We start from the raw sequence: 20,969 nt of genomic DNA on the forward strand, positions 1-20,969 counted from the left end.
TGAAGGGGAGCGGGTATTCAGGGGTCAGCCTCATTATTCTATCTTGGGAGGATTTCCTATGTCTACATATTCTGAAGGGAAGAAAAAAGGACATAATCCCACATTGGCCATGATTCTGTCCATCCTGTTAGCAGGACTTGGACAACTATATAATAGAAGATTCATCAAAGGGATTATTTTCATCATACTCGAAGTATCTTTCATCCTTACTTTGGGGAATTTTATCAACTACGGTCTTTGGGGCATCCGTACACTCGGAACGATCCCGATGGTCGATCACTCCATTTTCCTGATTATCTATGGATTGGTTTCCATCATCATTTTGGCGTTTGCCATTACGATTTATATCTATAATGTCATCGATGCCAGAAAGCAGGCTTTTAAAATCCAGCGGGGTGAAAAGATCCCTAATATCCGTGAAGCAATCCGCAACACTTGGGATAAGGGATTCCCATACATTTTCGTCACTCCCGGCTTGATCATGCTCTTATTTATCGTTGTTTTACCAATTCTCTTTACAGTGACCCTGGCCTTTACCAACTATAATCTATATAATTCTCCTCCACGCAAGCTTTTGAATTGGGTAGGATTCGATAACTTCCATAAGCTTGTCACAATTGATGTCTGGAAAGATACTTTCTTCCACGTATTTGCCTGGACCATCGTTTGGACAGTTGTAGCTACAACGCTTCAAATTGCACTTGGATTGTTTTTGGCGCTGCTCGTAAATGATCCAAGGATTAAGTTCAAAAGATTGATTCGTACGGTTTTGATTTTACCTTGGGCTGTTCCGGCATTTGTCACTATTTTGATATTTGCAGCAATGTTCAATGATAAGTTCGGTTCGATCAATCGCGATATTCTCTCGATGTTCCATTTAAGCATCCCTTGGCTGCAGGACCCGTTCTGGACGAAAGTTGCCTTGATCATGATTCAGACCTGGCTGGGCTTCCCATTTGTCTTTGCCTTATTTACAGGGGTTCTTCAGAGCATCTCCAAGGATTGGTATGAAGCAGCTGATGTAGATGGGGGATCAAGATGGCAAAAGTTCAAATTCATAACGATGCCACATATCTTTTATGCAACAGCTCCACTATTAATCATGCAATATGCAGGGAACTTTAATAACTTCAATATTATTTATCTATTTAATCAAGGTGGACCGGCAGTACGCGGACAAAACGGGGCTGGCGGGACGGACATCCTGATTTCATGGGTCTATAATCTTACGTTCAATATCAATCAATACAATATGGCAGCAGCCGTATCCATCATTCTTGGAATCATCGTCTGTCTATTTGCTTTCTTCCAGTTCAGACGCACACGTTCCTTTAAAGAGGAGGGGAATATCTAATGAGCAGGAAAACAAAATCGAATATAGAAGTAGCGTTGATTTACATATTTCTTGCATTCATGTTTATTATTATTGCCTATCCTCTTTTATGGACGATCGGGATGTCTTTGAATCCGGGGCAAAGCCTTTATTCAGCCAAGATCATTCCCGACAACTGGTCATTGGTTCATTACAAATGGCTGTTGACAGATCCAAAGAGCGACTATATCACCTGGTATAAAAATAGTTTGGTTGTGGCTGTAGCCAACTCTTTCTTCTCAGTACTGTTGACTGCACTTGTGGCGTACGCATTCTCACGCTACAAATTTGTTGGGAGGAAATATGGATTATATGCATTCCTGCTCCTGCAGATGTTTCCGTCTTTGATGGCGATGGTGGCCATTTATGTTATGCTCAATATGCTAAGCCTGCTTGATTCACTAAAAGGACTTATCATTATTTATGTAGGTGGACAAATTCCATTTAATGCTTGGCTGGTGAAGGGATATTTTGATACAATACCTCGTGAACTGGATGAAGCAGCACGCATTGATGGAGCCGGACATCTCGGAGTTTTCTTCCGAATCATGCTTCCGCTTGCCAAGCCGATTCTTGGCGTTGTTGCATTATTCAATTTCATGGCTCCGTTTGTCGACTTCCTTTTGCCGCAGATCATCTTGCGTGACCCAGGAAAATATACGCTTGCTGTCGGATTGTTCCATTTTATCAATCAGCAGTTTGCAAATAACTTTACCCGTTTTGCAGCTGGCTCCATTTTGATTGCAATACCGATTGCCATTGCGTACCTTTTCTCGCAGCGTTTCTTGATTTCCGGTTTGACTTCCGGAGGTACAAAAGGATAATAATTCACACAGCAAGGAGGGCAAGAGATGAGAAAAAGGTGGCTGCCTATATTTCTCATCCCATTCCTCCTTTTTCACGGTTATAATGCAAAAGCCGCTGAAAAAGAGGAACGCAATTGGCAGGATGAAACGATTTACTTCTTAATGGTCGATCGTTTCAATGATGGCGATACTTCAAATGATTTCAATGTTAACATGAATGACCCAAAAGCCTATCAAGGCGGGGACTTCCAGGGCGTCATAGACAAACTGGATTATTTGAAGGATATGGGATTTACTGCAATATGGCTGACTCCGATCTTTGATAATCAAGATGGGGGCTACCATGGTTATTGGATCAATGATTTTTACAAAACTGATGAACATTTTGGTTCGATTGAAAAGTTCAAGGAATTAGTGAAAGAAGCGCATAAACGCAATATGAAAGTCATTCTGGACTTCGTGGCGAATCATGTGGGCCCAGACAATCCATGGGTCAATGACCCTTCCAAGAAGGATTGGTTCCACGAAAAGAAGCCAATTATCGGAAGCGGCCAGAGCAGCCTCGAAAATGGATGGATCTACGATTTACCTGACTTAAATCAGGATAATCCAGAGGTTAAGAAATATTTGATCGATGCGGCAAAATGGTGGATTAAAGAAACCGATATAGACGGCTACCGCCTCGATACAGTGAAGCATGTGCCGATCAGTTTCTGGAAGGACTTCGCAAAAGAAGTGAAATCCGTTAAAAAGAATTTTTACCTTCTTGGTGAGGTATGGTCCGAAGATCCGAACTATATCAAGAAATACCAGGAAGCTGGAATTGACGGTTTAGTGGACTTTCCGTTGAACGGACCGTTGAAGGAAGCATTTGTGAAGCCTGATGTCTCAATGGAGCGTCCATTCACAATGTGGGATATCAATAAGAATATTTACCCCCACCCTGAGTTAATGGGAAGTTTTTTGGATAACCACGACATGCAGCGCTATACAAGAGATATGATAGAAGCAAAGCAGTTCCCGGGAACAAGATGGCAGCTGGCCCTTACATATCTTTATACGACTCCTGAAATACCGATCGTCTATTATGGAACAGAGATTGCACAAGATGGCGGCAATGATCCGGATAACCGCCGTTTCATGAATTTCCGGGCAAACAAAGACCTCATTGATTATATGACAAAAATCGGCGAGTTGAGGCAGCAGCTCCCAGCACTCCGCAGGGGCGATATGAAACTGCTTTACCAAAAAGATGGAATGGCCGTTTTTAAACGTAAGTATAAGGACGAGACCGTTGTTGTAGCCATTAATAACACAAGCAAGTCCCAAAAAGTCACCATACCTGAAAAGGATCTGAAGCCTGATAAAGAATTGCGGGGACTTCAGCATGATGACCTTGTTAAAGAAAAGAATGGGAAGTATACCATTATAATTGATCGTGAAAAGTCAGAAATCTACGCTCTTGCTGACAAATCAGGTTTGAATATTAAGTTTATCTCTTCTCTTGCACTTGTTTATATTGCATTCATGATATTTTTAATTGCGGCTTGGAGAAGGGGAAAGAAGAATAAAAACAATCATGACTGATTATTGTGGTCCACAGGTATAATTGAATTAAACCGGATATCAAAATAGGGCATCAAGCCCTATTTTCTGCCGCGAAAATGTAAACGGTTTCGCGATTAGCCCGGAAGCAGAATAAGGGAAGAGAATGCCCGAAGCTTCTGGAGAAGAGGTGAATAGAATTGGCCGTCACCATTAAAGACGTTGCAAAAATGGCAAATGTAGCACCATCGACTGTTTCACGGGTCATTGCCAATCATCCCCGGATCAGTGATAAAACCAAGAAGCGGGTCCGGGAAGCGATGGAACAGCTTGGGTATCATCCTAATTTCATTGCCCGAAGTCTTGCGAACCAATCGACAAGGGTCATCGGACTGGTAATGCCTGGATCCGCAGAAGTGTTTTTTCAGAATCCATTCTTCCCAACTGTCCTTCGGGGACTTAGTGAAGGTGCAGATGAGAAGCAATATGCACTGCAGCTGACTACAGGGAAAACAGATGAAGAAATTTATGAGGGCGTCGTCCAAATGGTCCAGGGCGGCCGGGTGGACGGAGTGGTGCTTCTATATTCCAAAGTGGAAGATAAGCTCATGATGTATTTAAAAGAGCGCTGCTTTCCTTTTGTCATGGTAGGGAAGCCGTTTAAATTTGTCGAAGAAATCACACATGTCGATAATGATAATTTCAGGGCGACAAAGGAAGCAGCGGAACATATGCTGGACCTCGGACATGAGAGGATTGCGTTTATTGGCGGGGATCTTAATCTAGTCGTGACCATTGAACGCCTTCTCGGCTATGAGAAAGCCTTGAGAGAGGCTGGACACCCTCTTCGGGATGATTATATCATCCATGAAGAATTCCTTCGTGAGGGTGGACGTGAAGCGGTCAATGAATTGATGAATTTAGAAGAGCCTCCCACAGCACTGATTGTTGCGGATGATTTGATGGCGCTCGGTGTACTCAATACGCTTGATGAAATGAATATCCGTGTTCCGGAAGATATCTCAATCATCAGCTTTAATAATGTTCTGATGGCAGAGATGTCAAAGCCGCCGCTTACATCGGTGGACATCAACATCTTTGATTTAGGGTACCAGGCAGCCAAAAGCCTTATCCAGAAAATCGAAGATCCGAAAGAACCGATCAAGCGGGTCATTGTTCCGCATGAAATCATCAAGAGATGTTCGTGTACAAATGCACCAACACAACAAAAAAAGAACCCATAGAGGGTTCTTTTTTTTGTTGCAAATTGTCCAGCTCCAGCGCCTAGCCCCTCGAGTCATAAGCCGTCCCTCTACGGAAATCAGGATTTCCTTCGAGTTCCGTCTTATGCTGGTCGGGGCTGTACGAGGCGCTGCCGCTTTTCTTTTATCCATTAACCACGCTCCCGCCGTTCACGTGGATCATCTGGCCGGTCACGTATTGTGAATCGGCTGATGCAAGGTAAACATAAGCTGGTGCGAGTTCAAACGGCTGTCCTGCACGCCCGAGGGGGGAGCTGGAACCGAACTTGGCTACTTGCTCTGCTGAAAACGTCGAAGGGATGAGCGGCGTCCAAATTGGACCCGGAGCAACCCCGTTAACCCGTATTCCTTGAGAGGCAAGTGATTGGGAAAGAGATCTTGTGAATGAGACGATGGCCCCTTTAGTTGAAGAGTAGTCAATCAATTGATCATTTCCTTTATAGGCGGTTATGGAAGCAGTATTAATGATGGCATCTCCTTGTTTCATATGGGGAAGCGCTGCTTTTGTCATATGAAAGAAAGAGAAGATATTTGTCCTGAATGTCCTTTCCAATTGTGCAGAAGTAATGTCCAGCAGGCTTTTCTGCGGATGCTGTTCTGCAGCATTGTTAACAAGGATATCGATTCCCCCGAAACTTTCAACGACCTTGTCGATGATGGAATTGCAGAACGTTTCGCTTCCGATATCTCCTGGATACAATTCACAGCGTACGCCTTCTTTTTCTACAAGGCTCTTTGTCATTTCAGCATCTTCATGTTCTTCAAGGTAGACGATTGCAACATTTGCGCCTTCTTTGGCGAAATAGATGGAAACAGCCCTGCCGATTCCACTATCTCCTCCAGTGATGATTGCATTCTTTCCTTGAAGCTTTCCGCTTCCTTTATAGTTCGGATCGACAAATTGAGGTTCAGGATGCATTTGTGATTCTATGCCAGGCTGAATAGTTTGGTGCTGAGGCGGGAATGTCTGTTTTTGTTGGCTGTTGGAACTCATTACAATCACTCCTTGTTTGTTTTTCTGGAACTTGCCATATACCCGATAATATTTACAGGATCTTTTGGTGATGAAAATGGCGGGGCATAGGCTAATTCGATTTCCTGCAAATCGTCAACTGTCAATTTTCCTTTCATTGCTGCAGCTATGACATCAATTCGTTTATCAGCCCCATCTTTGCCGATTGTCTGTGCACCCAGTATCTCTCTTGAAGTCGGGTCATAGTGCAATTTGATCTTCAATGGCATGGCCCCTGGATAATACCCGGCATGTGACTTGGCTTCCACAATCTCTGTCTTAAAGGGAGTCTCCATGTGTTTAAGCGTTTTTTCATTATGGCCGATCATACCTGCAGCCAAGTCGTAGAATTTAACAATGGCCGTTCCATAGGTTCCTTTATACGGGATGGGGACTCCTGCAATATGATTGGCGATAATGTAGGCTTGCCTGTGGGCTGGCCAGGCTAAAGGGACCTGTTTCGGCTTATGAAGGATAGGGTCGACAGTTTCTGCGGCGTCACCCAGTACATAGATCAATGGATCATTTGTCTGCATGAACTCATTGGCAGCAATCCCATTTGTCACCCCGATTTTCAAACCTGCCTGCTCAGCGAGTGAAGTGTTTGGGATAATCCCCATTGAAAGAATGAGCAAATCAGCCTGGACTCTTTTGCCGCTTTTCATGATAAATGTTGTACCGCCATCTTCAATTGCTGCAAGCTCCTCTTCAAAGAGAAGGGAAATCCCTTTTTCCTTCATTTCCTTTTCCAGCAGTCCGGCCATATCGCTGTCCAATATCCCCATGACTTGTTTGGAGCGTTCCAGCAATTGAACGTTTAATCCTCTTAAGAGAAGATTTTCTGCCATTTCCACTCCGATAAAGCCCCCACCTGCAATCAGGGCTGTCTTGGGGGAGGATTCTTCAATGAATCTGTGTACATGATCCATATCCCTTGTGGATCGTATCGGGAAGCAATTGCCTTCATTTAAGTTTGAGATATCCGGGATCCTCGCCGATGCCCCAGGGGAAAGGATAAGGTGGTCATATTCCTCATACCCTTCTGTGCAGTCTTTTAAATCAACATATCCTATTCTTTGCTTTTCCCTGTCAATAGAAGTGACTTCTGTACATAAATGAATGGCCGCATCATATTTTTCAGAAAAGTCTTTGCAATCGCGAAGAATGCTGTTTCTGTCGGGAACGATTCCTCCAATATAATAAGGGATCCCGCAATTGGAATAGGCGATTTGGTCGCCTTTTTCAAAGATTGTTATGCGCATATCCTTATTTACTCTTCTTAGTTGAGCTGCAACGGTGGCACCGCCTGCAACTCCACCGACAATAACGACGTGTTTAGGCATCTGATTACCTCCATATGTAAACGATCCAAAGCCGGATTCTGGGCTTGAAAACTTTCTTTATACAAAAAAACGAATGGGTCAGTTTACTTTACCCATTCGTTCTTTCAATTAGACACTATTTATCGATAATTCATGAATTGAACATCGATGGATAGATCAGCTGCCCTTACGGCTGCAATGATTTGTTGAAGATCATCTCTGCTTTTTCCGGTAACGCGGATTTGGTCATCCTGCTGCTGTGTTTTCACTTTGACCCCGGAATCCTTAATGATTGCATTGATTTTTTTCGCATTGTCCCTGTCGATTCCCTGGACAAGTTTCGCACGCTGGCGGACTGTGCCTCCCAAGGCTGTTTCAACTTTGCCGTAGTCAAGGTTTTTAACTGGGACATCACGCTTGATCAATTTGTTGATTAGAACATCCTTAAGCTGCTCAAGTTTGAATTCATCATCAGAAGTAAGAACCAGTTCTTCTTTTTCTAATTTAATATCACTTTTGCTTCCTTTAAAATCATAGCGGTTTTGGATTTCTTTTAAGGCGATGTTGATTGCGTTAGTCACTTCAGCGAGATCGACTTTAGAGACGATGTCGAATGAGCTTTCTTTAGCCATGTATGTACCTCCCCAATGGATTTATGTGTCTTTCATTATAGTGAAAATCTCCTTACTATACAACTAAGGAGGGGGGAGGGGCAAAAAAACCCCGCATATCCTTTCTTTCGATTGGATGGCGGGGCTTCCTGGGAAAAATTATAGATGATCAGTTTTTTTAGAGTATTGGTGTTTCCCTTTTTTTCTGTTTTTTTCCCGCTCCATATTTTTTTCATGAAGCAAGGCATTGTTATCCTTTGCCTTTTTGTCATTATCGGAAGTATGCGGCACAACAGTCACGCCTTTCTAATGGTGATAGGGCTATTTTGTCCGCTTCAGTAAGGAATTATGTTACTTTTTTGTTTGGTTGTAAAAGAATAAGGCAATGGTGCCCGGACCGGAATGTGAGCCGACAGCAGCACCAATCATATTGATGACTACTTCTTTCACAGGCGTGGCTTCAAGAATCAACTCCTTCAAATGCAGTGCTGATTCTTCATCATCGCCATGGCTGATCGCAATCGTTTGATTTTCGAGGTCCTGGCCACGTTCCAACATTAATTCCACCATGCGTTTAAAGAGTTTCTTTCTTCCCCGGATCTTTTCAAGCGGAATTAATTTCCCATCTTCGACATGAAGAAGGGGTTTAATATTCAATAATCCACCGATGAAGGCAGATGCCTTGGAAACTCTTCCCCCGCGTGCAAGGAATTCCAGATCCTCGACAGTGAAAAGATGCTCCATGTGTTGACATCGAAATTGAATATCATTTAAAATTACATCTTTCGGAGCACCGTTTTGAATCAATTTAGCTGCTTCCAAAACGACCAATCCGTAGCCAAGGGAAGCGCATTTGGAATCGATGATCGTCAAATCAAGATCAGGGAAGTCTTCCTTGACTTGATCATGCACCATAACGGCCGTTTGGTATGTACCTGAGAGCTGGGATGAAAAGGCAATATAGATGCCAGTTTCTTTTTTTTCGGCCAATTCCTTGAATAATGTTTGCAGCACTTGAGGGGAAGCCTGTGAAGTTTTAGGCATCTTGCCATTTTTAACCTCTGAATAAAGTTGTTTAGGATTGATGGTTTTAAGGTCATCATATTCATTCGAATCGATTTCTACGCGGAGAGGGATCAAGACTGCATCATTTTCCTCATAGAAGGAAAGAGGCAGATCGCTTGCACTGTCCGCAAATAATTTAATGGTCATTTTCTTCACCTTTCACGATTAAGATATGCTTTTAGTTTAGCGATTTTATGGAAAATTGACAATAAGTGTATTAATGTGCAAGAAAATAGGCTAAAGAGAGAAATATAATACCAAAGGGGGGCTACCATGTCTAAAGATATGATTTGGCAGGAGTCGAAAAAATTCATCGTCGTCGTCATTGGTGCATTTCTTAATGCATTGGCTTTAAACCAATTCTTGATTCCGGCAAAGGTATATGCAAGTGGATTTGCAGGGGTTGCCCAATTGATTTCAAGCATTGTAGGTGAATACACGCCTTTCACCATCTCTACCGGGATATTATTGTTCCTGCTTAATATTCCTGTCACTATTTTAGGATGGAGGAAAATTGGGAAATCTTTCACCCTGTATAGTTTTATTTCTGTGACATTCATGACAGTGTTTCTTGAAATTATCCCTCTTCATACATATTCGGAGGATATCTTATTGAATGCGGTATTTGGAGGCGTCATCGCTGCAGTGGGGGTAGGAATCACTTTGAAATATGGGGCTTCTACTGGCGGCCTTGACATTGTGGCCATGATTTTATCGAGAATGAAGGATCGCCCGGTCGGAACGTATTTCTTCATGTTGAATGCAATCATCATAACAAGTGCAGGCCTGCTTTATGGGGGCGATAAAGCGTTATATACACTAGTGACGCTGTATGCCTCGACGCGTGTCATCGACGCAATCCATACTAGGCATGAAAAGCTTACAGCAATGATCATGACGAAGAAATCAGAAGAGCTGAAAACAGCGATCCATGGGAAACTTGTCCGGGGAATCACCCGTGTTCCGGCAAAGGGGGCTTTCTCAGGGGATGATAAAGAGATGCTGATTATTGTCATAACGAGGTATGAGATGTATGATTTGGAGAAAATTATTCGGGAAGTGGATCCCAATGCCTTTACAAATATTGTGGAAACGGCGGGCATCTTCGGATTTTTCCGAAGGGATTAATAGTGGAAAGGGCAGGATTTTTTATGCAAAAATCCTGCCCTTTCCATTTATTTAAGTTGATCTAACTCTTTTTGCATGTCATGAAGCTGCATCTGTTCTGCTACTGTGGAGTTTGCATATGCCGATGAAAGGGCATTTTTTGCTTTTTCCATAGCATCACCAGAACTTGCCTGCTGGGATTGTTTAGCCAGGTCGACTCGCTGTCGGGCTTCTTGAAATAGACGATTTGCCATCGTTAAATTCCTCCCAGAGAGGATTTTTCTACGTTCTCAAGCTTTTGAGCTTCAGCCTCAGCATATGTCAGATGATAAGGAATTCGCATATCATGCTGGTTCACCGTATCTTTACCCTGTTGGACGAATCGCTTTGATTTGTTTCGTTTACCCACAATGAACACCCCTTTATCAAGCATGCAATCATTGAACGAAATCGTTCGTTCTTCTTTAGTATGGCACTTATAAAAAAGAATCCATTAATCAATTAATGGATTCAAAGGCAATGACTACAAATTCAATTTTTCTTCAAGGAAAACAGCTACCCCATCTTCTTCATTTGAGAGGGTGACGTTGCCTGCTGTCTTTTTGACGGACTCAATCCCATTTCCCATTGCTACGCCAGTGCCGGCAAATTCAAGCATTTCAAGGTCGTTGTCTTCATCACCGAATGCAATGATTTTTGATTGGGGAATTTGGTAATATTCCGCAATCTTTTTAACTCCGACAGCTTTATGAACGCCATTGCGGACAATCTCTATCACATGCCACGGAGCAGCCCACCTTCTATGGTCGACTAATTCTGCATGAATGCTGCTAAGATGTTTGCGGATTTCTTCTACATGACTTTCTTCCGCATGTATCAACAGGGAAGTAGGGGACTTTTCAAGGTATTGCCTTAAATCTCCGACAGTGATTTCAGGATTGCCCATTCCGAAAATATCCATAAGCTTATCGTTGTGGAAGTGGAAGTACACATCGTCCATTACTTCGGCAATGATATTATGGATGTTGTACTTTTGACATGTATCCACAATTTCTTTGGCGATTTCAATATCCAAGGGACTATGATGTACGCCCCAATCCTTATCAAGTGGATGGTGAATGAAAGCACCATTAAAATTGACGATAGGTGACTCAAGCTCCAGTTCCTTATAATACGGTTCACTCGAGCGGAAAGGGCGGCCAGTTGAGATGATCACCTCATGCCCAGCTGCTTTAGCTTTTTTGATGGTACTCTTCGTTCTTTCAGTAATACGTTTATCGTCCGTCAGTAATGTTCCATCTAAATCAAGGCATATCAAATGTTTGGCTGTCATAATTTTTCTCCTCTTTTATCGGTGTCTGTCTAAAAACAGTGTAAATCTTTAGGAATTGAAATGTCTACATGATAAAATAAACTATATGAAATATTTACAGATGATCCTTTTATTTTACCAAAAAAAGGGTAGAGTTTAAACCGTCTTATGAGGAGAGCGATTTCATTGATTCAAATCAGCCAGGAGTATGTGCAGAATATTCCTTTACTACACGTAGTGGAAACAGAGAAAGCTGAAGATAGGCTACCAACAGTATTTTTTCTTCATGGATTTACCTCGGCAAAAGAACATAATCTTCATTATGCATACTTAATGGCGCAAAAAGGTTTCAGAGTCCTTATGCCAGAAGCATATGGACATGGAGAAAGAATTGATGGGGTGGAACCTTCTAAAAATAGCCACCAGTTTTGGAGAATGGTCATCCAGACCATAGAAGAATTGAAAGTCTTGAAAGAGGCAATTACGGCTAAAGGACTCATTGATGAAAATAGAATCGGTTTGGCAGGCACATCTATGGGAGCAATAGCTTCTCTTGGAGCATTAAGCCAATATGACTGGATCAAAACTGCTGTAAGCCTCATGGGAAATGCTTCATACGAAGAACTGGCGAAAGGCCAGATTGAATACTTGAAGCAAAACAATATAGAATTGCCACTTGATGATAATCAGCTTGAGGAACAGTTCCAGATATTAAGAAAGTATGATTTAAGCAGCCAAGTGGATAAATTAAATGGAAGACCGATTCTGTTCTGGCACGGAAAAAGGGATCCAGTGGTACCCTTTGAACCAACATACCGTTTTTATCAATCCATTCAATCGGAATATAAAGGCAAGGAAGAGTACCTCCAATTCATCATTGATGAAAAAGCCGATCATAAAGTATCAAGAGAAGGGCTTTTGAAAACTGCGGAATGGTTCGATAAACATTTATGATTTTCATTCCTGTTGAGGATTTGTTAGGATGAAAACAAGGATATTAACCTGAGGAGTGTTGTGAAATGATTGATCAAGATTTAAAAGATAATATTATGGGTGCCTTGGAACAGGTTGTCGATCCAGAGCTTGGAATCGATATTGTGAATTTGGGGCTTGTTTATGACGTTGATTTAAATGAAGAGGGACAAGCAACAGTAACAATGACATTGACTTCAATGGGATGCCCTTTGGCAGGAACTATTGTCGATCAAGTAAAGGTCGCGCTTTCAGATATTCCAGAAGTCAAAAGTACGGAAGTAGATATCGTCTGGAATCCGCCATGGTCCAAAGAAAGAATGTCCAGATACGCAAAAATCGCATTAGGCATACGCTAATAAGAAAAGATGCAGCCTGTTGGCTGTGTCTTTTTTATGTTGGAAAAATTCTTCATTCATGTTTTGCTCTCATTCGTCGAAAACTGTAAAGGAAGCCAAAGCTTCTAAGGAGGGTCATTCATGGGACAAAGCCATCAATTCAGACCAGGGCAAAAGGCTCCGAACAATGGGATATATGTAGAAATAGGAGAAACAGGAAGCATGGTCAAACACCCGCAGAAAATCAAATTGAAAGCTGGGGACCACTTTCCTGAAACTTCAAACGATGACCGCTACTGGACGTACAAGCGGAAACCATAATGAAACATAAGCGTCCTGCATCCGGCAGGCGCTTTTTCTTTTAAGCAATTATAAAATATTACCTATGGTTAAATTTGAAAGAAGTTACTCTCTGTCCAGCTCCAGCGCCTAGCCCCTCGAGTCATAAGCCGTACCTCTACGGAAATCAGGATTTCCTTCGAGTTCCGTCTTATGCTGGTCGGGGCTGATCAAGCCGCTTGCGCTTTTGTGTCCAGCTCCAGCGCCTAGCCCCTCGAGTCATAAGCCGTACCTCTACGGAAATCAGGATTTCCTTCGAGTTTCGTCTTATGCTGGTCGGGGCTGTTCAAGGCGCTTCCGCTTTTCTCTGTCCAGCTCCAGCGCCCACCCCCTCCAGTCATAAGCCGTACCTCTACGGAAATCAGGATTTCCTTCGAGTTCCGTCTTATGCTGGTCGGGGCTGATCAGGGCGCTTCCGCTTTTATTCTTTTGCTTTTTTTACAAATGAATTATAATGGTCTCACAATAGTCAAATAAGGTCAAGGAGTGATGGTTGTTGGATCTCAATAAAATGACCACGAGTCTTCAGGAAGGGTTGTCACATGCCCAGCAAGCTGCAGCAGCACGTAATCATCAAGAAATAGATGTTCTTCATTTTTGGCAGTCGCTTCTTTCTTCACCTGACAGTCTCATGGGTGTGATATACGGAAGGCTGGGACTGAATAAAAAGGAACTCCTCTCATACATTGAAAAAGCCTTGGATGCCCGCCCCAGTGTATCTGGAAGCGGTGTGAGCGGCGGCCAATATATTTCAGGAAAACTCCACACATTATTCAACGATGCTGAAAAAATAAAGGATCATTTTCAGGATGACTATCTGTCAGTAGAACATATAGTACTTGCATTGATGAATCAAAATAATGAACCACTGGCTGAATACTTAGAAAAAAAGGGAATCAGGGAAGCAGATTTAAAAAAAGTCATCAAAGACATAAGGGGGAATAGAAGAGTGGATAATCAAAATCCTGAAGCATCCTACGAAGCATTGGCGAAATATGGACGGGACCTTGTAGCGGAAGTAAGGGAAGGGAAATTGGACCCTGTTATAGGAAGGGATCAGGAAATCAGGCACGTCATAAGGATACTTTCGAGAAAGACAAAAAATAATCCAGTGCTTATCGGGGAGCCTGGTGTAGGAAAAACAGCAATTGTGGAAGGGTTGGCGCAGCGCATAGTCAGAAAGGACGTTCCCGAAGGATTAAAGGATAAGACGATTTTTGCCCTGGATATGAGTGCGTTGATCGCCGGAGCGAAATTTCGTGGAGAGTTTGAAGAGAGGCTTAAGGCGGTTCTTCATGAAATCAAGCAGAGTGAAGGAAGGATCCTTTTGTTTATCGATGAAATTCATACAATCGTCGGGGCCGGAAAAACAGAAGGGGCCATGGATGCAGGAAATATGCTTAAACCCATGCTTGCAAGGGGGGAACTTCACTGCATTGGGGCTACTACTCTTGATGAACATCGGAAATACATCGAAAAAGACCCGGCACTTGAGCGGCGATTTCAGCAAGTTTTAGTAGATGAACCAACTGTCGAAGATACAATCTCCATTCTGCGGGGATTGAAGGAACGATTTGAAATCCACCATGGAGTCAAGATTCATGACAGAGCGATAGTTGCTGCTGCCACTTTATCAAACCGATATATATCTGACAGGTTCCTGCCGGATAAGGCAATTGACCTTGTGGATGAAGCCTGCGCAATGATCCGCACAGAAATAGACTCCATGCCGACAGAATTGGATGAAGTCACACGGAGGGTCATGCGTCTTGAGATTGAAGAAGCAGCTTTGAAAAAGGAAACGGATGAAGCGAGCAAAGAAAGACTTTCCCTGTTGACGAAAGAATTAGCTGACTTGAAAGAAAAAGCAGATGCCATGAAAGCAAAGTGGCAAAATGAAAAAGAAGGGCTGCAGAAGGTCCAATCTAAACGCGAGGAATTGGAGAAGTATAAGCGTGAGCTGGAAGAAGCGGAAAATGATTATAATTTAAATAAAGCGGCCGAACTTCGCCATGGGAAGATACCTGCTGTGGAGAGGGAGCTTTCACTGATCGAATCAGAAATGGCTTCAAAGCAAAAAGAAGAAAATAGACTGCTTAGAGAAGAAGTGACAGAGGAAGAAATCGCTGGCATTGTTTCGCGATGGACAGGAATTCCCCTTTCCAAGCTGGTCGAAGGGGAGCGTGAAAAGCTGCTAAAGCTGGAGAGCATATTGCATGAACGTGTCATTGGCCAAGATGAAGCAGTAAGGCTTGTGAGTGATGCGGTTTTGAGGGCGAGGGCAGGCATAAAGGATCCAAACCGTCCTATCGGTTCATTTATTTTCCTGGGGCCGACAGGAGTCGGGAAAACTGAGCTCGCCAAGACATTGGCACACACTTTGTTTGACAGCGAGGAGCAAATGATTCGGATTGATATGTCAGAATATATGGAAAAACATGCCGTTTCACGATTAATTGGGGCGCCTCCAGGGTATGTAGGTTATGAAGAGGGAGGACAGCTGACAGAGGCAGTCAGAAGAAAGCCTTATTCAGTGGTGCTTCTTGATGAAATTGAGAAGGCTCACCCTGAAGTGTTCAATATCCTATTGCAGGTCCTTGATGATGGAAGGATAACAGATTCCCAAGGAAGAACGGTGGATTTTAAAAACACTGTCATCATCATGACTTCTAACATTGGTTCCCAATGGCTGCTCGAAGGTGATATGGAAAGTGATGAAACGAAAGATAAAGTGATGGGACAGCTTCGTATACATTTCCGTCCGGAATTTTTAAATCGTGTGGATGATGTTATATTATTCAGTCCATTATCGATAGATAATATAAAGGCAATCGTAGATCAGTTAGTTAAAGAGCTGCAGAAAAGACTGGATGAACAGCATATTTCGGTTGAGATAACCGAGGAAGCGAAAAATGCGATTGCTGAGGAAGCGTATGACCCTGTCTATGGTGCACGGCCGTTAAAGAGATATTTGCAGAGGAAAGTAGAAACGGCGCTTGCGAAAGAAATCATTGCCGGGAATGTACATCCTTATGATAAAGTGACCATCCGGTTGGCCGATGGAGAAATCACCGTGGATTAAAAGAAAAAGGATGGCTGATCAGCGATCGGCCATCCAATTAATTATTCATGTTCCAAAGGCTCATTCGGAATGACTGCAGGAATAATAAAGATCAAGATTGTAGCAGAGACAGCTAATGTCACACCAGTTGCAAAGTGGAATTCAGATCCGCTCATGGCACTTACTACATATGTAACCATTTCAATCAACAAAAAAGTCCAAAAGAAAGTCCAGATGTATCTCATTTCTTTTTCACCTCTATTCAAAAACATTTATCATAAAATGTAAAACGGAAAAGTTTCTCGTTACATAGTATCACAGCCAAAATAATTAATAAATATTTTTCACAAAATTATTGAAAACCTTTTCTTGCTGAAAATCAAGGATTTCCAAAGAGCGGATTTTTTAAAAACTAGGCTTTGTCCCTTTCCAACGTCTTTTCCCTTCATACATTATATTGACTCACTTTGCAAAAGGAGAATTCCTTATGACGCAGCGAACGTTTCAAATTGAACATGAATGGTGTATGATTCATTGCCCTGAAAAGCCCAATGGTTTTGCTGTAATGATCTTAGGGGATCAGCAGCATTTTGTGGATGAGAACCAAAGTTTCTGGACACAGAATATCGGCAGGGCAAAAATGATTGAAGAATTGACTTCCCACGGATATACAGTTTTTTATTCAAACTTATACGGGAAAAATTGGGGAAGCAGCAAAGCCGCAGATCTAGCACTAACATTGTATCATTTAATCATGAAGCAAGAGATCCTCAACGAGAAAATCCATGTTATCGCTGAAGGAATGGGGGCATTGGCGGCAATTGAGCTCATCACAATGATGAAGGGAGAAATCAGATCCGTTTCGCTTATTTCTCCATGCCTTTCTATAAAAAAACATGTAGAGCAGGAAAAAGAAAAGAAGTTCTTTTATAAAAGGATTGTCCAGGAACTCATTGATTCTCATGAAATAAACGAGGATCAAATCGAAGAACTACTCAAGACGCAGGAAGGGACCCTGGAAAAACTGGCAGAAGCGGATTTTCCAATGGTCATCATAAAGTTTGTAGAAAGAAGCCGATACGATGGACAGCAGGAACTCATCAATCAATTAATCCAGAAAAGAAAGGATGCCGGCCTGCCTATTTCTTTTCACTATCTTCTTCCTGAAAAGAGGACCCTCATCCCAAGAAAGATGCTAAAAGAATTTCATCATTCTGAGTTGGATCTTTAGGACAAATGAAAGAAAATGAGATTCATAGCATACGATACAGTAACAACAAATTTGGGGGTATCGGAAGCATGAATCATGCAATTGTATTTTCTGCCGGCGGATTCATCGGTTTTTCCCTATGCAGGGAACTTTTGAATAGAGGCTACAACGTTTTGGCTATCGAACACACAGAAACAATGCAAATTTCAGACGAAAGTAAATGGATGGAATTCGGCAGGAATGCCAACTTCAATTTTTCTTCACTGGAAGATTGGAATGGTGAAGGAAAAGAACCGTTCTTTTGTTTTATCCCGTACTACGATTTTCTCGGAGAAGGGTACGAAGAAAGAGCAGGAGGCATCCGAGAAAAAATAATCCAAAATAAATCATGGTTTGATAAGTCCATCCATCAAACCATGATTCTTCGCTTTATTAGTGAAAGCAGAGTCGACCAGGATGCACTCCCGAATGAAATTCCCATTCCGCACAGTAATCTTTTTTTGCCGACCGTCTTTGGGCCTTGGCAGCCAAAAGAATTTGCGTATCATAAGCTTTTATTGGATGAACGGGAAGGACTGGAAAGCACGATCGATTATCAAGAACCATTGAAGGATGCTTTTTTTGTGGACGACATAGCAGCAGGAATTATTGATCATGCGGAAAAAGAGGGAAAAAAAGCATCATTGCTGCTTACTACTGGAGAAGAAGGACGCTGGGCAGAAGGGCTCCGGCATTTTGGTGAAGAAGCAGCAGTTGATCCATATCAATCGCAGAAGACTTCACATCTTTATAAAGAATTGGTCATAAAAAGCAGCACCACATTGGAAGAGGGACTTCAGCAGCAAAGAACCTGTATTGAAAGCCTCCTGAAGAAACGTACCTAACGGGTCTTTTCAGAAACCGAATTAATAGGTAGAATAATAGATGTTTCTTTCATAAATATGGAAGGCAGCCATGCACAAAGGAGTTGCTGAATGTTGATCAAAAAATGGATACCGATCCTGCTGGTTCTTTTCCTTCTGGTCAGCTGTTCCCAAGACCCTGAAAAAGGGAAAATCAAAAAAGTCGGACTGCTGGTCCCGGAGACAGTGAGTGATCAGGTGTGGGGAACAAAAGGATATAAAGGGCTGCTGAATATTCAATCTAAATTCGGAGTGGAAGTCTACTATAAAGAAGGGATGGACTCTGAATACCTTGTAGAAAAATCAGTCAAGGTCTTTCACCAAAAAGGAGTCAACTTAATTTTTGGACATGGAAATGAGTATGCAGCCTATTTTGATAAATTGGCCCCTAAATATCCTGATATCCAGTTTGTTAGCTTCAATGGGGATGCGAAACGAAAAAATACTACCAGTCTTAATTTTAAATCATATGCAATGGGATATTTCGGGGGGATGACAGCCGCTCATATGTCGAAGTCCAATCATATTGGAATGATTGCCGCTTTCGAATGGCAGCCTGAAATCAAAGGGTTCATTGATGGTGCCAAGAAAGAAAATAAAGATGTGAAAGTCACCATAAAATATGTGGGGAATTGGGACAACCGTGAAAAGGCCATACGGTTGTTGGATGAACTGACAAAGGAAGGGACAGATGTTGTGTATCCTGCCGGAGACGGATATAATATTCCTGTGATCGAAGAATTGAAGTCTAAGGGATTATATGCAATCGGATATGTTTCCGATCAATCCGACCTTGGGGAAACGACCGTATTAACAAGCACTGTCCAACATGTACCGAAGCTGTATGAGCTGGTTGCCGAAAAATTTTCAAAAGGGAAGCTCGATTCTGGGAACCTGTATTTTGATTTCAACGATGGGGTCATATCCATGGGAAAATATAGTTCACTTGTGGATAAAGCATTCCAAAAGAAAGTGGCAGATATGATCGATACATATAAAAAGACAGGAAAACTGCAATCATCAGACCAGACAAAGGAGTAATGAGACATGCACGAAGATAAAAACATGCAATTTATGCAGATAGCTATGAAATACCTGCCGGAAGCAAAAGAAAAATTAGATGGTGCAGGTGTAGAATTATCAATGGAAATGATACAGCCGTTCATGGAGCTTTTCACAAAAGTGATGAGCGAAGCATACGAACTTGGCAAACAGGACGCAACTAAATAAAAAAAACGGGCAAAGCACTCGGATCGCAGCATGCATCCGATGCATTGCCTTTTTTATTTATCATCTTGCTGTATGAAGGATTCAAGGTAGGGTCCGATTTTTTTAATTAATGGCTTGAAGTAGGCAAAAGTCTCCACCAAGGAATCGAGATGCCCGAACAATTCATCAACATCTATTTCATCGAGCCCTGAGACTGCTTTTTGCTGTAAATTCTCAATAAGGGATTCATTCGTCTCTGGTATTTTATTCCCGAATATTAATTGGTCAAATGGATGGGCGCGTTCTGCGGATGGGCCATCAGCCAATTTCATTCACCTCCGGATAGTACATTAGTACATATGACATGTATATGATTCACGGCAGATACGGTATAGACGAATGATTGAAAAAGCACAAATAAGTTGCAAGAAAAAATGAAATCCGATAAAATTAGTACCAAGTCATAATATTTGATAATAAAAATAAAATAAGAAACAATTCTTTTTAAATCATCCTTGCTGCTTTACCTCGGCAGATGGATGAAAAACAACTGATTCGAAAGAAGGGATCCCTTTCATGAATGCAGGAATCATTGGTATAGGAAGATACAATCCTGAAAAAGTGGTAACAAACGCAGATTTGGAGAAGATAATGGATACTTCGGATGAATGGATCCGGACAAGGACTGGCATTGAAGAGAGAAGGCTTGCTGGAGACGATATGGATACGTCGGATCTTGCCTATGAAGCTGCAAAGAATGCCATTAAAAATGCTGAAATCGACCCTGAAGATATCGATTTGATCCTTGTGGCAACTGTAACTCCGGACACTCCATTCCCAAGTGTGGCGACAATGCTGCAGGAAAGGCTGGGTGCCAAGAAGGCAGCAGCGATGGATATCAGTGCAGCATGTGCAGGATTTATGTATGGCATTGTCACCGCCAAGCAATTCATAGAAACTAACACGTATAAACATGTACTGGTTATCGGTGTAGAAAAGCTTTCTAAAATCACAGATTGGGACGATAGGAATACAGCGGTCCTATTCGGGGATGGAGCAGGGGCTGCCATTGTCGGTCCAGTATCAGAAGGAAGAGGGATATTATCCTTTGAACTGGGTGCTGATGGTTCCGGCGGCAAGCACTTATTCCAAAACGGAAAATACATTTACATGAATGGACGGGAAGTTTTTAAGTTTGCCGTTAGACAAATGGGTGAATCATGTATTAATGTGATAGAAAAAGCAGGTTTGAAAAAAGAAGATGTGGATTTCCTCATTCCTCATCAAGCGAATATCAGAATCATGGAAGCCTCCAGGCAGAGACTTGAGCTTCCAGAAGAAAAAATGTCCAAGACCGTCCATAAATATGGCAATACATCAGCGGCATCCATTCCGATTTCACTAGTGGAAGAATTAGAGGCAGGTAAAGTCAAAGATGATGATGTCATTGTCATGGTAGGCTTCGGTGGAGGACTGACTTGGGGAGCAATCGCCATTAAATGGGGCAGATAATCGAATGAAGAT

The 20,969-nt window shown here is 42.3% G+C and carries 24 protein-coding genes; 14 read left to right on the forward strand and 10 right to left on the reverse strand.

Annotated elements, in window-relative coordinates:
- The first annotated feature begins 58 nt into the window (after positions 1-58).
- The 4 genes from ABTV07_RS06305 to ABTV07_RS06320 all read left to right on the forward strand — a co-directional run bounded on the left by ABTV07_RS06305 (position 59) and on the right by ABTV07_RS06320 (position 4,967).
- Positions 59-1,354 (forward strand): carbohydrate ABC transporter permease, encoded by a 1,296-nt coding sequence (locus ABTV07_RS06305; protein WP_114744004.1) that lies wholly within the window; start codon positions 59-61, stop codon positions 1,352-1,354.
- A complete protein-coding gene (locus ABTV07_RS06310; RefSeq protein ID WP_433748852.1) occupies positions 1,354-2,196 on the forward strand; it encodes a sugar ABC transporter permease in 843 nt (280 codons plus the stop codon). The genes ABTV07_RS06305 and ABTV07_RS06310 overlap by 1 nt, the downstream gene beginning before the upstream one ends.
- Before the next feature lie 27 nt (positions 2,197-2,223).
- Positions 2,224-3,765, forward strand: a complete 1,542-nt coding sequence (locus tag ABTV07_RS06315) for an alpha-amylase family glycosyl hydrolase (protein WP_433748855.1) — start codon at positions 2,224-2,226, stop codon at positions 3,763-3,765.
- Positions 3,766-3,923: 158 nt separating this feature from the next.
- On the forward strand, positions 3,924-4,967 hold the full coding sequence (locus tag ABTV07_RS06320; RefSeq protein ID WP_433748858.1) for a LacI family DNA-binding transcriptional regulator: 1,044 nt from the start codon (positions 3,924-3,926) through the stop codon (positions 4,965-4,967).
- A gap of 142 nt (positions 4,968-5,109) precedes the next feature.
- Here ABTV07_RS06320 and ABTV07_RS06325 read toward each other — a convergent pair whose 3' ends face one another.
- From ABTV07_RS06325 to ABTV07_RS06345, 5 genes are all read right to left on the reverse strand, one after another.
- Positions 5,110-5,979: an SDR family oxidoreductase gene (locus ABTV07_RS06325; RefSeq protein WP_433748861.1), complete on the reverse strand. Its 870-nt coding sequence runs from the start codon at positions 5,977-5,979 to the stop codon at positions 5,110-5,112.
- A 5-nt stretch (positions 5,980-5,984) separates the two neighbouring features.
- Entirely contained in the window at positions 5,985-7,340 is a 1,356-nt protein-coding gene (locus tag ABTV07_RS06330; protein WP_433748863.1) for a CoA-disulfide reductase, read from the reverse strand.
- 119 nt (positions 7,341-7,459) lie between these two features.
- On the reverse strand, positions 7,460-7,951 hold the full coding sequence (locus ABTV07_RS06335) for a YajQ family cyclic di-GMP-binding protein (RefSeq protein WP_433748866.1): 492 nt from the start codon (positions 7,949-7,951) through the stop codon (positions 7,460-7,462).
- 138 nt (positions 7,952-8,089) lie between these two features.
- A complete protein-coding gene (locus ABTV07_RS06340; protein ID WP_433748869.1) occupies positions 8,090-8,221 on the reverse strand; it encodes a DUF3941 domain-containing protein in 132 nt (43 codons plus the stop codon).
- A gap of 60 nt (positions 8,222-8,281) precedes the next feature.
- A complete protein-coding gene (locus tag ABTV07_RS06345) occupies positions 8,282-9,142 on the reverse strand; it encodes a DegV family protein (RefSeq protein ID WP_433748871.1) in 861 nt (286 codons plus the stop codon).
- A gap of 138 nt (positions 9,143-9,280) precedes the next feature.
- On the opposite strand from ABTV07_RS06345, the gene ABTV07_RS06350 reads away from it, so the two are divergent.
- Positions 9,281-10,123 (forward strand): YitT family protein, encoded by an 843-nt coding sequence (locus ABTV07_RS06350; protein WP_433751126.1) that lies wholly within the window; start codon positions 9,281-9,283, stop codon positions 10,121-10,123.
- Between the two features lie 47 nt (positions 10,124-10,170).
- Here ABTV07_RS06350 and ABTV07_RS06355 read toward each other — a convergent pair whose 3' ends face one another.
- The 3 genes from ABTV07_RS06355 to ABTV07_RS06365 form a co-directional block, all read right to left on the reverse strand.
- Positions 10,171-10,356 carry a DUF3813 domain-containing protein gene (locus ABTV07_RS06355; protein WP_433748873.1) on the reverse strand — a complete coding sequence of 62 codons (186 nt, stop codon included), beginning with the start codon at positions 10,354-10,356 and terminating at the stop codon, positions 10,171-10,173.
- A gap of 2 nt (positions 10,357-10,358) precedes the next feature.
- Positions 10,359-10,511 carry a hypothetical protein gene (locus ABTV07_RS06360; protein ID WP_170137256.1) on the reverse strand — a complete coding sequence of 51 codons (153 nt, stop codon included), beginning with the start codon at positions 10,509-10,511 and terminating at the stop codon, positions 10,359-10,361.
- A 114-nt stretch (positions 10,512-10,625) separates the two neighbouring features.
- Complete coding sequence (locus tag ABTV07_RS06365) at positions 10,626-11,435, reverse strand: Cof-type HAD-IIB family hydrolase (protein ID WP_433748876.1); 810 nt, start codon at positions 11,433-11,435, stop codon at positions 10,626-10,628.
- A 165-nt stretch (positions 11,436-11,600) separates the two neighbouring features.
- Between ABTV07_RS06365 and yjfP the strand changes: the two genes are divergently transcribed.
- The 4 genes from yjfP (at position 11,601) to clpB (ending at position 16,145) form a co-directional block, all read left to right on the forward strand.
- Positions 11,601-12,368 (forward strand): esterase, encoded by a 768-nt coding sequence (gene yjfP / locus ABTV07_RS06370; RefSeq protein ID WP_433748879.1) that lies wholly within the window; start codon positions 11,601-11,603, stop codon positions 12,366-12,368.
- A gap of 68 nt (positions 12,369-12,436) precedes the next feature.
- Positions 12,437-12,745 (forward strand): metal-sulfur cluster assembly factor, encoded by a 309-nt coding sequence (locus ABTV07_RS06375; RefSeq protein ID WP_114744238.1) that lies wholly within the window; start codon positions 12,437-12,439, stop codon positions 12,743-12,745.
- A 120-nt stretch (positions 12,746-12,865) separates the two neighbouring features.
- Positions 12,866-13,045: a YjzC family protein gene (locus ABTV07_RS06380; protein ID WP_114743992.1), complete on the forward strand. Its 180-nt coding sequence runs from the start codon at positions 12,866-12,868 to the stop codon at positions 13,043-13,045.
- A 514-nt stretch (positions 13,046-13,559) separates the two neighbouring features.
- On the forward strand, positions 13,560-16,145 hold the full coding sequence (clpB, locus tag ABTV07_RS06385) for an ATP-dependent chaperone ClpB (protein WP_433748882.1): 2,586 nt from the start codon (positions 13,560-13,562) through the stop codon (positions 16,143-16,145).
- 41 nt (positions 16,146-16,186) lie between these two features.
- Here clpB and ABTV07_RS06390 read toward each other — a convergent pair whose 3' ends face one another.
- Positions 16,187-16,369, reverse strand: a complete 183-nt coding sequence (locus ABTV07_RS06390) for a YjzD family protein (RefSeq protein ID WP_433748884.1) — start codon at positions 16,367-16,369, stop codon at positions 16,187-16,189.
- Positions 16,370-16,611: 242 nt separating this feature from the next.
- Between ABTV07_RS06390 and ABTV07_RS06395 the strand changes: the two genes are divergently transcribed.
- From ABTV07_RS06395 to ABTV07_RS06410, 4 genes are all read left to right on the forward strand, one after another.
- Positions 16,612-17,355 (forward strand): hydrolase, encoded by a 744-nt coding sequence (locus ABTV07_RS06395; protein ID WP_433748887.1) that lies wholly within the window; start codon positions 16,612-16,614, stop codon positions 17,353-17,355.
- A gap of 68 nt (positions 17,356-17,423) precedes the next feature.
- Positions 17,424-18,218 carry a hypothetical protein gene (locus ABTV07_RS06400; RefSeq protein ID WP_433748890.1) on the forward strand — a complete coding sequence of 265 codons (795 nt, stop codon included), beginning with the start codon at positions 17,424-17,426 and terminating at the stop codon, positions 18,216-18,218.
- A 90-nt stretch (positions 18,219-18,308) separates the two neighbouring features.
- Positions 18,309-19,277, forward strand: a complete 969-nt coding sequence (locus ABTV07_RS06405) for a BMP family ABC transporter substrate-binding protein (protein WP_433748892.1) — start codon at positions 18,309-18,311, stop codon at positions 19,275-19,277.
- 6 nt (positions 19,278-19,283) lie between these two features.
- Positions 19,284-19,466, forward strand: a complete 183-nt coding sequence (locus ABTV07_RS06410) for a ComZ family protein (RefSeq protein WP_433748895.1) — start codon at positions 19,284-19,286, stop codon at positions 19,464-19,466.
- A 53-nt stretch (positions 19,467-19,519) separates the two neighbouring features.
- Here the strand turns inward: ABTV07_RS06410 and ABTV07_RS06415 are convergent, their stop codons facing one another.
- Positions 19,520-19,771: a hypothetical protein gene (locus ABTV07_RS06415; protein ID WP_433748898.1), complete on the reverse strand. Its 252-nt coding sequence runs from the start codon at positions 19,769-19,771 to the stop codon at positions 19,520-19,522.
- A 250-nt stretch (positions 19,772-20,021) separates the two neighbouring features.
- Between ABTV07_RS06415 and ABTV07_RS06420 the strand changes: the two genes are divergently transcribed.
- Positions 20,022-20,957, forward strand: coding sequence for a beta-ketoacyl-ACP synthase III (locus tag ABTV07_RS06420; protein ID WP_433748901.1), 936 nt, complete (start codon positions 20,022-20,024; stop codon positions 20,955-20,957).
- The last annotated feature ends 12 nt before the right edge of the window (positions 20,958-20,969 follow it).

It is taken from the genome of Falsibacillus pallidus (genome assembly GCF_050990905.1).
In the GTDB taxonomy this organism is placed as follows: Bacteria; Bacillota; Bacilli; order Bacillales; family DSM-25281; genus Falsibacillus; species Falsibacillus pallidus_A.